We start from the raw sequence: 13,569 nt of genomic DNA on the forward strand, positions 1-13,569 counted from the left end.
TGTTTAATGTAAAGTTAAATAAAGGAGGAGAAAATGGTAGTAGATATCACTCAAAAAACATCAAATGCTATCTTTAGCACCACAACTAAAGTTAAAGAGAAAAATACTTCGGCAGATGAATTTCAAGCCACATTAAATGAAGTAAAAAACAAAGAAGAAAAGGAAGAGAAAAAAACAAACTCAAGCAAATTTACTAATGAAGACATTGATCTTGGTGCTGTTAGAGAAGATTTTAGATCTTATGCTTGGCAAAAAATGAGAGAAGATCAATACAAAAAAAATGAGGAGACTTTGCTAAATAAGCTTTTTGCTACAATTGACGCAGGAAATGCTGCAAACAATACAAAGGCTTAATATGCAAATCAATCAAAACTCAAACTACATAAACGAGAATTCTAATAATTCTCGTAAATTTTCTAATAACTTCAAGCAAGATGAAAATTCTTTATGGAATACCCCTTTTAAAGTTTTACTTAAAGAAGTAGAAGAATTTGTCGGCTCCAAAATTAAAAAATTTAAGGAAGAACTTGTATTAAACAAAAAAACAGGAGAATACGAAAAAAAAATGGTTCCTGATGAAGAAGCTTATAGGGAACACATAAGATTGAAGCTAGAAGAACAAACCAAAGAAAAAATCAGCACTCAAGTTAATGAAAAAATTAACGGGAAACTTAATCTCGATCTTGAAAAACAAGATATAAAAAACAACAAGCAAGAATTTAATTCCGGAAAGTCAAATACACAAGAGGGAATAAGCTATATGCAAATGCAAGCTGAAGCTAAATATCACACTAAAAATAGTCCAATCTTTGGCAATAGCAAAAAACAAGAAGAAAATAATAAAGATTTTTTTAATGTTTTTTCAGCGCCTGTTGGCTCTTCTGTGTAAAGCAAATATCGAGAAATTGATAATTTAATTTATCAATTTCTGTTATAATTTTGTCAAAAACAAAGGAAAATAATGATTTTTATTGATGCTTGCTTTAAAAAACCTACACCCTATACCCCTATTTGGATGATGCGTCAAGCAGGAAGATATTTGCCAGAATATATGGAAGTAAGAAAACAAGCGGGCGATTTTCTCTCTTTGTGTAAAGACTATAAAAAAGCTTCTGAAGTTTCTTTACAGCCTATTGATATTTTAGATGTAGATGCAGCAATCATTTTTTCAGATATCTTAGTTGTTCCTCTCGAAATGGGCATGAATTTACGCTTTGAAAAAGGAGAAGGGCCTATTTTTGATAATCCTATTTCAACCCTAGAAGACTTAGAAAAACTTGACGATCAAAATGCGCATAAAAAATTAAATTATGTCTATGATGCCTTAAAGCTTACTAGAGAAAAATTATCTCAAAACAAGGCTTTAATAGGATTTTGCGGAAGCCCTTGGACTATAGCTACCTATATGATAGAAGGAGGCGGAAGTAAAAGTTATGCAAAGTGTAAAAAAATGCTTTATCAAAACCCAGAACTTTTACATAAAATTCTAAACAAACTAACTCAAGTTTTAAAACTTTATTTAGAAGAGCAAATTAAAGCAGGTGCCAATGCTATACAGATTTTTGATAGCTGGGCAAGTGCTTTAGAATACGATAAGTTTTTTGATTTCTCTTTTAATTATATGCTTGAAATTTCAAATTTTATTAAAAGCAAATACGCAAATATACCTGTAATTTTATTCCCTAAAGGCATTAGCGGTTATTTAGATAGAATCGATGGTAATTTTGATGTTTTTGGGGTTGATTGGAGCACTCCGCTTGATTTAGCACGTGATAAACTATCGCACAAATACACTCTTCAAGGTAACATGGAGCCTTGCAGACTTTATGATAAAAATGCCATCAAAGAAGGAGTGGAAAAAATACTAAAAACCATGCAAAATAAAGCTCATATTTTCAACTTAGGACATGGGATCTTGCCTGATATTCCTGTTGAAAATGCAAAATATTTTATCAAGCTTGTACAAGAAAGTTCAGCTAAATGAAAATACTCTTTGGTCCTGTTAGCTCAAGGCGTTTTGGAAAATCTTTGGGTATAGATTTAAGTCCTAGTGAAAAACAATGCAATTTTGATTGTGTTTATTGCGAGCTTGTTCCAAAAAAAGCCCAAGAAAAACAAGATGAAATTATCAGCATAGACAAAATTATCTCCGAAGTTAAAGCTGTGCTTGAAAAAAATGTTGAATTTGATTTTCTTACCCTTACTGCCAACGGAGAGCCTAGTCTTTATCCTTATTTAAATGAGCTTATTTTATCTTTACGTAGCATTGCTAAAGATAAAAAATTGCTTATTTTAAGCAATGGTACAGCTGTATTAGATGAAGACAAATTTAATGCTTTGCTAAAACTAGATGTGGTCAAATTTAGCCTAGATAGCGCAGTTGCTAAAACTTTTTATCGTATTGATAGAGCTTTAAAAAACATTGACTTAGAAAAAATGATAGAAAAAATGGCAGATTTTAGAGCTAGGTTTAATGGAGATTTGATTATGGAAATTCTAGTTGTTAAAGATCTTAATGACAACGAAGAAGAATTTAAAGCACTCAATCAAGCTTTAAAAAAAATCATGCCTTTAAGAGTTGATCTAAGCACCATAGATAGACCTCCTGCTTATGCCGTTAAAAAAGTAAGCGAAGAAAAACTTTTAAAACTTTCCAAACTTATAGATTCTACTCCTGTACTCTTAGCCAAAAGACATTATGAAGGTGAAAAACTAAACTTCAATAAAGAAGAATTATTAAAAATGCTTCATTTACGCTCACAAAGCGAAATAGACATAGAAGCGAAATTTGATGAACAATCTAAAACTCTCTTAAATCAACTTATCAAAGAAAAAAAGGTAAAAATTCTCGATTTAGCTGGAGTTAAATTTTATAAAGTTTAGGCCTTTGGTAAATACTTTCTAAGTAAAGTTATAAGATCATTTCTACTTACATCACTTAAAACTTCACTCACACAATCAAAATCCCTAACTTTTTCCTTTGAAAAAAATATGATATGGCTTTGCGGATGCTGTTTTTTATAAACACTTAGCAAATTTCTCATTTGCTCAAGATCAAATTTAATTAATTCATAATCAAGCAAAATCAAACGATAAGTCTCCTTGCTTAATTCTTGTTTTAATTGACTAAAAGAATTTATACATATATTTTTATCGCATTGTTTTTCTATTATATTAAAAAATAAGGTTGCATCAAAATCATTTTGTTTAAAAAGCAATACATTATTTTGATAAGGAGTTTTAAATTTTAAAGTGCAAACCTTATCAAGCTTGTTTTGCAAAATATTTTCAAGATCTTTTTTTTCAAAAGGTAAAGTTAAAAAATACTCATAATGTGTATTTTTATGCCGACCCATCACTATAAAATCATAGTTTTTCTTTATATTTTCATTTAAAATTTTATCCTTGATAAAAATCAAATGAAAGTCATTAACATCAAAACTTAAATTTTTAAAACAAGTACTTTCTATGCCAAAATACGAAAGTAAATTTGCAAGTAAAAAATTTTCAAGCTCATCATTATTAACTATAGCCACATTTGCTTCAAACTGCAAAACCTTTCCATGAGATGTCCCTATAATGCTTTTATGATGCTCTAAAGCCTCATTTAATTCTAATCTAATTTGATCTTTTTGAGAATTTAAGGCATTTAAAATCAAAGAATTAATTTCTTTATTATACCCTTCATTTAAGCAACGCATTGCATTAGATATATTTCCAAGCTGATATAAATTTTCTTCTAATAAATGCAAATATCTGTCTTTTTCATGGGATATTTTAGTTAAATTTTGTCCCGTAGTTTCAAATTTTTCCTTTAACAAATCAAGCGCACTATCAACATCAATCTTTTTTTGAAAATTTAAAAAATCATTTTGCATACAAAAAATTTTTTGATATATTTTGTTTATATTTCTATTTTGTCTAAAAGCAAAAATAAAAAGTGTTAAAGATAAAACAAAAATGCTAGAAAACATACCTATTTTCAGTTGTTCAGTAACACTATCAAGCTTTAAGATATCAATACTTAAATACACTAAAATTAGATTAAAAATAAAAATTATCCCCGCTAATATCAAATTAATTTTCCTTTATCTTTTGCGCCGCTTTCTTACCCACAAGCATTGCAAGATCTTTAAAATCAGCCTTATATATAGATTCAAAATTTCCATAATACGCTAAAAGTTTTTGTATAACCCCTGAACTAAGTCCTAAATTTGCAAGCTTAGAACTTTTCAAGTCCTGTTTTTTCTTAGTATTTTGATGAAAGCTGATAGCAAAACGGTGCGCTTCATCTCTTAATTTCTGTAAGAATTGTAGTTTTTTATCGTTAATACTTAAGCTAAATTCTCCTTTTAAGGAATGAATTTTATCCTTAGCACCTCCTTTAGCCCTATGTGCTTTTGCATCGATTTTTTCTTTTGAAATAGCTAAAATATCGATATTAGCTCCACTACTTACAATGATTTCTTTAGCCAAATCAAGCAAAGCCTTTCCTCCATCTACAAGCCATAAATCAGGAGGAGGTATTTTATCAAAGTCCAAAGCCCTACGCGTTAAGACTTCACGCATTTGTTCGTAGTCATTTTTATGTTTTAAATGAAATTTTCGATATTTTGACTTATCCCAAGAATTCATTCTATAAGTTACCATAGCTCCAACATTTGCCACACCTTGCAAATGAGAATTATCAAAAATTTCTATATTATTTGGTAAATTTTCAAGTTCAAAATAAGACTTTAATTCTTTTTGCATAGTAAAATCATGATTTTTTTGCTCTTTTTCTATATTTAAAAGTGCATTTTGAAAAGCCAAATCACAAATTTTTCTTTTTTCTCCTATTTTAGGAATTTTAATACTGATTTTTTTATCAAATCTTTGGCTTAAAATTTCTTCCAAAAGCACTCTATCTTCAAATTCTTCATAAACATAAATAACATTTGCAAGCAAAGGAATGTCCATACTAAAATTTTCTAAAATCAATTGCTTATAAATTTCATTTTTATCCCATTGTATATCATTTTTTATAGGAGTAATCTTAGAATTTACACTGATAATTTTTCCATTTTGCACCACAAAACGTAAGGTTGAAAGCATGGAATTTTCAAAGGCTAAAGCAAATACTTCAAAATCTTCTAATTTTGCAATATCTATTTCAACTCTAACTTCCAAATCTTTAATCGTTCCAATCTGATCCCTTACTTTAGCTGCTTCTTCGTAATTTTCATTTTGCGCTAAAACAAGCATTTGTTTTTCTAAATTTTTTATTAAAATACTAGGATTTAAAAGTGCGTGCATAGCCTCATCTAAAATTTTAAGGTATTTTTCCCTGCTGATGCGTTTATCACAAGGTGCAAGACAACGAGAAATTTGATAAAAAATACAAGGGGATTTACAACTTGCTTTTTGCTTTAAAGGATAGTATAAATAAAGTGCATCTAAAAGCTCTCTAGCACCTTTAAAAAAAGGGCCAAAATATTTGATTTTGCTTTTTTTTACCAATTTTCTAGTAATCTCAAAACGTGGAAATTCTTCTTCAAAATCCACATAAATATAAGGATAAGTTTTATCATCTCTTAGTAAAATATTATATTTTGGATGCAGTTGTTTGATAAAAGAATTTTCTAAAATCAAAGCATCAGCTTCTGAATTAGTAGTGATAAATTCCAAATGCACTGTTTCTTCAATCATTTTTTGAATTCTTAAAGAATTTCTTGGATTTGCATGTAAATTTGGAGTAAAAGCAAAATAAGATTTGACACGATTTTTAAGATTTTTAGCCTTACCTACATATAAAAGCTTTCCTTCTTGATTGAAGTATTGATAAACTCCAGCGCTATTGGGAAGAGTTTTTAACTCATTTTCTAAATTCTCTTTAGTCAAGATTAGAACCTTTTTTTATAAGTTCTCTTAAATCTTCAAATTTCTTAAATAATTTTTCATCTTTAAAGCAATTTTTAAATTCACCCTTAGAAAGCTCCAAATAAGAATTTTTAGAGAGTTTTTCATCATTTTTGTTTTTATTTACTGCATAAGTGTATTTTTGGGAAAAGATTTTTATATCTTTTATATCAACAAATCCACTTAAAGGATATTTTTGTCCATATGCTTTTATGAGAAATTTAATATAAATTTTGCTATCATCATGATTTAATTCTTGATAAGCTGCTGGATGTAAGGTTATTATATTTAAAATATGATTTTTTACATAAATTTTAGCAATCAAACGTTGCTTAGCAAGCGGAAAAGAACTTAAAAAATCTTTGCAAAAAAATAAGGTTTTTAAAGGCTTATAATGAGGTTTATCCATCAATTCATTAATAACAGCACTAGCGTTTTTAGTCATCTTGATATTATTTCTTTTTCTCATAAGATGATTTTAGCATTTCTTTTCTTAATTTTCTTCTGTGCTTGCGGATATAAAGGCAACCCTCAATACACAAGCTATGAACAAAATGGCTCGGTAAAAACCATTAAAAAATACGAACAATTACATAGGTGGTAAATAATGAAAAAAGCAGATATTTTAGTTTTAGACTTTGGCTCTCAATACACTCAGCTTATAGCAAGACGCTTAAGGGAACAAGGAGTTTATGCAGAAATTTTACCTTTTAATGTAAGCTTAGCTGATATCAAAGCAAAAGAACCAAAAGGTATTATTTTAAGTGGAGGTCCAGCAAGCGTATATGCAACTGATGCGTATTTTTGCGATAAAGGCATATTTGACTTGGGTTTACCTGTTCTTGGAATTTGTTATGGTATGCAGCTTATGGCACATCATTACAAAGCTACAGTTGCACCTGCAGGACATAAAGAATATGGTAAAGCAAATATAGAAGTTAAAAAAGATAGTGCTTTATTTAAAAATCTTCCAAAAAAACAAACCGTTTGGATGAGTCATTCTGATAAAGTAGAAAATTTACCTCAAGGTTTTGAAGTTTTAGCCACAAGTGAAAATAGTCCTTTTTGTGTTTTTGGCAACGAAGATAAGAAATTTTTTGCTCTGCAATTTCACCCAGAAGTGCAACACAGTGAATTTGGCAAAAATATCTTAAAAAATTTTGCTAAATACGCTTGTAATTGTGAAAGTGTTTGGAATATGGGTTCTTTTGCAAAAACTCAAGCAGAAAAAATCCGTGAAGAAGTAGGCAGTGATAAAGTGCTTTGTGCTGTAAGTGGCGGAGTAGATAGTAGTGTAGTTGCTGCACTTTTAGCCAGTGCTATAAAAGAGCAAGTTATAGTAGTTTTTGTAGACAATGGACTTTTAAGGAGCGGAGAAAAAGAACAAGTTGAATTTATGTTTAAAAATACCTTAGGTATCGATCTTATCAGCATTGATGCAAGTGAAATTTTCTTAAGTCGCTTGGCTAATGTTAGAGATCCTGAGCAAAAAAGAAAAATCATAGGAAATACCTTTATAGAAGTTTTTGAAGAAGAAGCAAAAAAACATAAAGATGTAAAATATCTCGCTCAAGGCACACTTTATACTGATATCATAGAAAGTTCTGTTATAGGTGCAAGCAAAACCATTAAAAGCCATCATAATGTAGGGGGCTTACCTGAAAAAATGAATCTTAAACTCATAGAGCCTTTAAAAGAAATTTTTAAAGATGAAGTGCGTGCCCTAGGACTTGAGCTTGGACTTAGCAAAGAAGTAGTTTATCGCCATCCTTTCCCTGGACCAGGGCTTGCTATACGCATTATGGGAGAAGTAAATCGCCCTAGCTTAGAACTATTGCGCAAGACTGATGTAATTTTACTTGAAGAACTTAAAAGCACCGGCTGGTATGATAAAACTTGGCAAGCATTTTGCGTGCTTTTAAATGTTAAAAGCGTTGGGGTTATGGGGGATAACCGCACTTATGATAATGCAGTTTGCATACGCGTTGTAGATGCAAGTGATGGTATGACAGCTACTTTCTCGCATTTACCTTACGAAGTTTTAGAAAACATAAGTCGCCGTATCATCAATGAAGTAGAAGGTATAAACCGCGTTGTTTATGATATCTCAAGCAAACCACCTGCAACCATAGAATGGGAATGATCCATTTTTTCTAGCTCTTATTTTTATTATAAAATTTTTATAAAAATAAGGCTAGAATTTATTTAAGAAATTTCAAGGAAGAAATATGCATGGAAAAATAGCTATTTATATGGATTCTACAGGACGTGGAACCGTTACAAACTCAGCAAATACCTTTTTTGACTTCAATCGCCAAATTTGGAATGATAAAAAAAGTATGCCAAGTGTTGGTATGCTTGTGGAATTTAGAACTCTTTCTAGCGAAAAAAAAGCAGAAGACGGCAAGCCCGTTCAAACAAGCAAAACCATAACGGGTATAAAACCTTCAAAATTTCAAGAATTTAAAGAAGGGGATTTTATCACTGAGCATGATTTTTGGAAAACTGATAATGATGATGAATTAGAAGACTTGCAAAACTCAAGAAGAAGTGCTTATATAACAGAACTCTATAGAACAACAGACTTTGACAGTATAGAAAAAATTCCTCTTTCTTTTACTATACCTCAAGCTATACAAAAATATTTTGCCCATGAAATTTTATCCGTAGAAACGCTTCAAGCCAATCTACAAGATGAAAAGGAAATTCCTTGCATACTTGATTATCTTATACTTAAAAGATTTTTATTTAAAGCTTATGATACTTTAATTTTTATGGATAATAGCATAGACCAAACCCAATTTAGCGCATTAAAAAGCATCATGATGCATTTAGAGAATTCATATAAGCAAATGATAGCTGATCAAAAACCAAATATCACTAAAATTTTTAACGAAACTTTTTTATCTTTGCAGTGTCATTACCAAGCTTTAGTAGCCACCATAGATACAAGAAAAAATCGTCTAGCCTCACTTGAAGCACAAATGAAAACTTTACAATCTGAAATAAATCTTAAAAGTAATGCGGCCAATGCAGACCCTGAAAAACTTAAAGCACGGCAAGAAAGATTGGCTAAGCTACAAAAAGAAGCAGAATACTACAGAACAACACTAAAAAGACTTGATGCTATAAGGGAGGATTTTTATAAGAAAAATTACAATATTTTCGAAAATGCTTTTAAGCTTTCACGAGAAAAGCTCTTTAAAAAAATTGTCACAGGTTTAAATCTATGTGCAACCATAATGGATGTTAAAATTTGGCATTTATCTTTAAAATCATCAGGGGTTAAAAATTCTTATTTTACTATGAGCAATATAGAAAATTCTTTCTGTTCTCTTTCTTTTGCAGAACATTACTTAAGTCGCTTAAATAAATCCGCTCTAAATCCTTTTGATCAAAAACTTTTAGTGTATATTCAAAAAATTACAAAAGAACAAAGAAAAAAATTTTTAGTTGTCACATCGGATTTAGATTTATTATGCAAATTAAAAATTGAAAACTTTTCACAAAATCCATATTATTTAGTAAAATACGCACCTAAAAAAGTGAATTATCAGTCTTTAATGCGTGATAACACCTTTGATATAGTCTATATTGATGAAAAACATGTTTGGGAAAATGTTGCCGATATTATTTTACAAGGAAAGCATTTTGACAAATCAGGAAAAACCAAATTTAAACTGATTTAAGACATAGAAATTTAAGCTAAATTAAGTTATAATTTCCTTGCCTAAACAGTTTGTGGTATTTAAAGTGATCCAACACATTTTTATTAACTGCGATTGTGTGATTTACCGTGTTCTGTGGCATCGTTTGAGCTTTGAAAAAAGCGAGAAGTTGCAGCCTTTAAAAATTACCTAGCGGTTTTCTTTGACTTTTTGGGGTCAATCTTTGTTAAACGGCTGTTTGGGTTTAAAAGGAGATATAAATGAAAATAATGATTTTGGGTAGTGGTGCAAGAGAATATTCTATTGCTTTAGCCTTAAGAAGAGTAGACAAAAATTTAGAGTTTTATTTTGCTCCTGGAAATGGCGCTACCGAAAGTCTTGGAACAAATTTAAACCTAAAAGATCCAGTAGTTTTAGCAACCTATGCAAAAGAAAAAGGTTTTGATCTTTGTATAGTAGGAAGTGAAAGTTTTTTAGCTGAAGGTGTTGTAGATATTTTTAAACAACAAGGACTTGCTATTTTTGGGCCAAGTAAAGCTGCTGCAATGCTTGAAACCTCAAAATCTTTTATGAAAAGCTTTCTTAAAAAATACCGTATCAAAACAGCTAAATTTTTAAACACAAATGATATTGAAAAAGCAAAAAATTTTATACATAGTTTAACCCCTCCTATAGTAGTAAAAGCCGATGGACTTTGCGCAGGAAAAGGTGTTATCATAGCTAAGACTCATGAAGAAGCCATAGAAGAAACAGCTAAAATGCTGAGCGGAGAAAGCTTTGGAGATGCTGGAAAACTCGTTGTAATTGAAGAATTTTTAGATGGTTATGAATTAAGCATTTTTGCAGTATGTGATGGCAATGATTTTGTTTTACTTCCTGTAGCACAAGATCATAAAAAATTACTCGATAATGATCAAGGGCCAAATACTGGCGGAATGGGTGCTTACGCTCCTAGCTCTTTGGCGAACGAAAGCTTGCTTAGAAAAGTTCAAAAAGATATTATTTTACCGACTTTAGCAGGCATGAAAAAAGAAGGAGCGGAATTTTGTGGTGTTTTATTTATAGGCGCTATGATCGTTGGAAATAAACCTTATGTATTAGAATTTAATGTTCGCTTTGGAGATCCTGAATGTGAAGTTTTAATGCCTTTAATCGAAAATCCTTTGGAACTTATTTTAGCTGCTACTCAAAGACGCTTAAGACACGCAAAAATCAAAATCAAAAAAGAATTTGCAGTAGGGGTTGTATGCGCGAGTGAAAACTATCCTTACAAAAGTTCACCAAAAAGTGAAATTACTGTAAATAACATTCCTGAAAACTCTCATATCTCTTATGCTGGAGTAAGCCTAGAAGATGGCAAATTAATGGCTGATGGTGGAAGAATTTTGGTTTGCGTTGGCACAGGAAAAAGTATAGAAGAAGCGCAAAAAAATGCTTATAAACTTTGTGATAATGTAAATTTCAAAGGAAAGCAATACAGAAAAGACATCGCTCATCAGGTTCTTAAATGAAAGAAAACTTACAAGACCGCTTAGAGCGTGAAAATCTAAAAATAGCAAGTTTTGGAAAAAGAGTTTTAGCTTTTTTAATCGATGATATGATTATTTCTTTGATTGTGTTTATCATTTTTTATGATCGTCTAATCCAAGCAAAAGATTTATTTGAAACAACTCAAATTATAGGAAATTTTTATCTTGGCTTCATCTTACTTCATTTTAGTTATCAAGCAATTTTTACTTATCTTTATGGGGCGAGTTTGGGAAAAATATTATGCAAAATTATCATCTTGGATGAAAATCTTCTTGACAAACCCAATCTCATCCAAAGTTGCATCAGATCTGCCATAAGACAGGTTAGTGCTATGGCATTTATGCTTGGATTTGCTTGGGCTTTAAGTAATGATTTACGCAAAGCTTGGGAGGATTATCTAGCAAGGACAATAGTAGTCGATGTGGCGTAAATTTTCCCTATTGCTAGGAACTAGCATAGCTTTAAGTGCAGCACAAGTTGATATTTACGCTCTTGATGCAAAAAAAGAAGGTGATATTCTTACTGCAAACAATGATGTTATTATTTTTTCTGATTTTTATTTCATCACTGCCAATAAAGCAATTTACAATGAAAAAACCGGAGATGTTGAGCTTTTTGGCGATGTTAACATCCTAAGGGGACAAAACGAAAGATCACATTCTGATTATGCTAAAATCAACCTAAATTCCAATCAAGCCGATTTTAGTAATTTTTTCTTTTCCAATAATAATCTTGAAGTATGGTTTCAAAGCAAAACAAGCCATCTAAATGATAAAGTCTTTGAAAGTAAAATTTCAGCAGTTTCAAGCTGCAATGTTGAAGATCCTGATTGGGAAATTCGTTTTTCAAAAGGCTGGCTTAACCGGGAAACCAATTTTGTTCATCTTTACAATGCAAGATTATATGTTAAAAATACCCCGGTTTTTTATCTACCTTATTTTGGATTTAGTGCTGATACTCATAGACAAAGCGGACTTTTAATCCCAAAAATCGTTTTAAAAAGTAGCGAAGGCTTATACTATGAACAACCTATTTATATTGCCACTCAAGAAAATTGGGATTTAGAACTTGATCCACAAATTCGAACAAACCGTGGTTTTGGACTTTATTCTACTTTAAGATTTCTTGATTCTCCATATTCAACAGGAGAATTAAATTTTGGTGCTTTTAGGGAAAATAGCTCCTATTTTCACGATGAAAATTTGAAAAATCAAACCCACTATGGAATAGAACTAAAATACTCAAGAGATGATTTAATCAAATCTTTACTCAGTGATAATTTTCAAGAAGGCCTATGGATAGATGCAACCTATCTCAACGATGTGGATTATTTAAATTTAGGAAGTAGGGATTATCGAGATCTTAACTCGCTTGTAACCTCCAAAATCAATTATTTTTTAGCTGATGAAAACAATTTTTACGGAGCTTATGCAAGATATTATATCGACACATCTAAACTTAGCAATAATACAACCTTACAAGAATATCCAAGCTTTCAATATCATAGATTTTTAAATAACCTTTTTGATGAACGCTTGCGTTATTCATTTGATACTTCATTTCATAATTTTTACCGACCTGCTGGTTCTTATGCAAATGAGTTAAATTTAGACTTGCCTATCTCGTATCACAATGCTTTTTTTGGAGACTTTTTACACTTTACTTTCACAGAAAGATTTTATGCTTCTTTTGTAAATTATAGCAACGATCCCGAAAGAAACCATGAGCATTATTTTAGAAACACTCATGATTTTAATCTCTACACTGATCTTTCAAAAGCTTATGAAAATTTCTTTCATACTTTAAATTTAGGGGTGAATTACATTTTGCCAGGAGCAAAATCAGGTAAAATCACGCAAGATTATCTTGAAGAATACGACAAAGAAAACGAACATACAAGTCTTTATGCTGTGCAATATTTCTATAACAACGAAGGACAAAAAAAACTCAAACACAGAATTTCACTTGACTATCTCAATAAACAAAATAAATTCTATGAACTTGAAAATCTTTTAACTTATTATTTTAATGCAAACATCAATCTCAACAGCGAAGTGCTTTACTCTTATGAGCAAAGTCGCTTTACCAATGTCATCAGCCAAATAGAAGTCAATACAAATTCAAAATTTAATTGGATGTTTTCTCATGCTTATCAAAACGATGAGTATGGAAAATATAGCTTTATTGGCACAAGAGCAAATTATATTGCCTCACCTAATTACAATTTATTTGGTGGAATTTGGTTTGATACTCAAAGAGCTCATGCAAACATGTGGGAACTTGGCTATACCTATCAAAGAAAATGTTGGAACTATTCTTTAATGTATAGAGAAAGAATCGATCCACAACTCACAAGTGGTGGTATCACAGCTAAAAATCAAAGCGGAGTTTATTTTATTTTCAACTTCTATCCTTTAGGAGGAGTAAAATACGATTTCTCTTTAGCAGAAAGTGAAAACAAAATTTAAAAAGG

12 protein-coding genes are annotated in these 13,569 nt (G+C 30.6%); 9 read left to right on the top strand and 3 right to left on the bottom strand.

What is annotated here, in order from left to right:
- Positions 1 to 33: 33 nt before the first annotated feature.
- From ciaC to ELQ11_RS00505, 4 genes are all read left to right on the top strand, one after another.
- Positions 34 to 354, top strand: coding sequence for an invasion antigen CiaC (gene ciaC / locus ELQ11_RS00490; RefSeq protein ID WP_002871002.1), 321 nt, complete (start codon positions 34 to 36; stop codon positions 352 to 354).
- A gap of 1 nt (position 355) precedes the next feature.
- Complete coding sequence (locus ELQ11_RS00495; protein ID WP_002871003.1) at positions 356 to 889, top strand: hypothetical protein; 534 nt, start codon at positions 356 to 358, stop codon at positions 887 to 889.
- 72 nt (positions 890 to 961) lie between these two features.
- Positions 962 to 1,984 (top strand): uroporphyrinogen decarboxylase, encoded by a 1,023-nt coding sequence (gene hemE / locus ELQ11_RS00500; protein WP_002871004.1) that lies wholly within the window; start codon positions 962 to 964, stop codon positions 1,982 to 1,984.
- Positions 1,981 to 2,883, top strand: coding sequence for a radical SAM protein (locus tag ELQ11_RS00505; RefSeq protein WP_002871005.1), 903 nt, complete (start codon positions 1,981 to 1,983; stop codon positions 2,881 to 2,883). Before hemE ends, ELQ11_RS00505 begins: the two co-directional genes overlap by 4 nt.
- Here the strand turns inward: ELQ11_RS00505 and ELQ11_RS00510 are convergent.
- Genes ELQ11_RS00510 through ELQ11_RS00520 form a run of 3 tightly spaced genes read right to left on the bottom strand, consistent with a single transcriptional unit; the run spans position 2,880 to position 6,367 of the window.
- On the bottom strand, positions 2,880 to 4,076 hold the full coding sequence (locus ELQ11_RS00510) for a hypothetical protein (protein WP_002871006.1): 1,197 nt from the start codon (positions 4,074 to 4,076) through the stop codon (positions 2,880 to 2,882). The two genes, ELQ11_RS00505 and ELQ11_RS00510, sit on opposite strands and share 4 nt — an antisense overlap.
- Before the next feature lies 1 nt (position 4,077).
- Complete coding sequence (uvrC, locus tag ELQ11_RS00515; protein WP_134225074.1) at positions 4,078 to 5,880, bottom strand: excinuclease ABC subunit UvrC; 1,803 nt, start codon at positions 5,878 to 5,880, stop codon at positions 4,078 to 4,080.
- Positions 5,873 to 6,367 carry a hypothetical protein gene (locus ELQ11_RS00520; protein ID WP_004305626.1) on the bottom strand — a complete coding sequence of 165 codons (495 nt, stop codon included), beginning with the start codon at positions 6,365 to 6,367 and terminating at the stop codon, positions 5,873 to 5,875. The genes uvrC and ELQ11_RS00520 overlap by 8 nt, the downstream gene beginning before the upstream one ends.
- 138 nt (positions 6,368 to 6,505) lie before the next feature.
- Here ELQ11_RS00520 and guaA point away from each other — a divergent pair, with 138 nt between their 5' ends.
- From guaA to ELQ11_RS00545, 5 genes are all read left to right on the top strand, one after another.
- The gene (gene guaA, locus ELQ11_RS00525; protein WP_126219089.1) at positions 6,506 to 8,041 is read left to right on the top strand and encodes a glutamine-hydrolyzing GMP synthase; all 1,536 of its coding nucleotides are present in this window, start codon (positions 6,506 to 6,508) and stop codon (positions 8,039 to 8,041) included.
- Positions 8,042 to 8,126: 85 nt separating this feature from the next.
- Positions 8,127 to 9,587, top strand: a complete 1,461-nt coding sequence (locus tag ELQ11_RS00530) for a hypothetical protein (RefSeq protein WP_002871009.1) — start codon at positions 8,127 to 8,129, stop codon at positions 9,585 to 9,587.
- Positions 9,588 to 9,826: 239 nt separating this feature from the next.
- Complete coding sequence (gene purD / locus ELQ11_RS00535; protein ID WP_070283097.1) at positions 9,827 to 11,077, top strand: phosphoribosylamine--glycine ligase; 1,251 nt, start codon at positions 9,827 to 9,829, stop codon at positions 11,075 to 11,077.
- Positions 11,074 to 11,526: an RDD family protein gene (locus ELQ11_RS00540; RefSeq protein ID WP_002871012.1), complete on the top strand. Its 453-nt coding sequence runs from the start codon at positions 11,074 to 11,076 to the stop codon at positions 11,524 to 11,526. The genes purD and ELQ11_RS00540 overlap by 4 nt, the downstream gene beginning before the upstream one ends.
- Positions 11,516 to 13,564, top strand: coding sequence for an LPS-assembly protein LptD (locus tag ELQ11_RS00545; protein ID WP_126235735.1), 2,049 nt, complete (start codon positions 11,516 to 11,518; stop codon positions 13,562 to 13,564). The genes ELQ11_RS00540 and ELQ11_RS00545 overlap by 11 nt, the downstream gene beginning before the upstream one ends.
- Positions 13,565 to 13,569: the final 5 nt, after the last annotated feature.

It is taken from the genome of Campylobacter sp. US50a (assembly GCF_004379015.1).
GTDB lineage: Bacteria > Campylobacterota > Campylobacteria > Campylobacterales > Campylobacteraceae > Campylobacter_D > Campylobacter_D jejuni.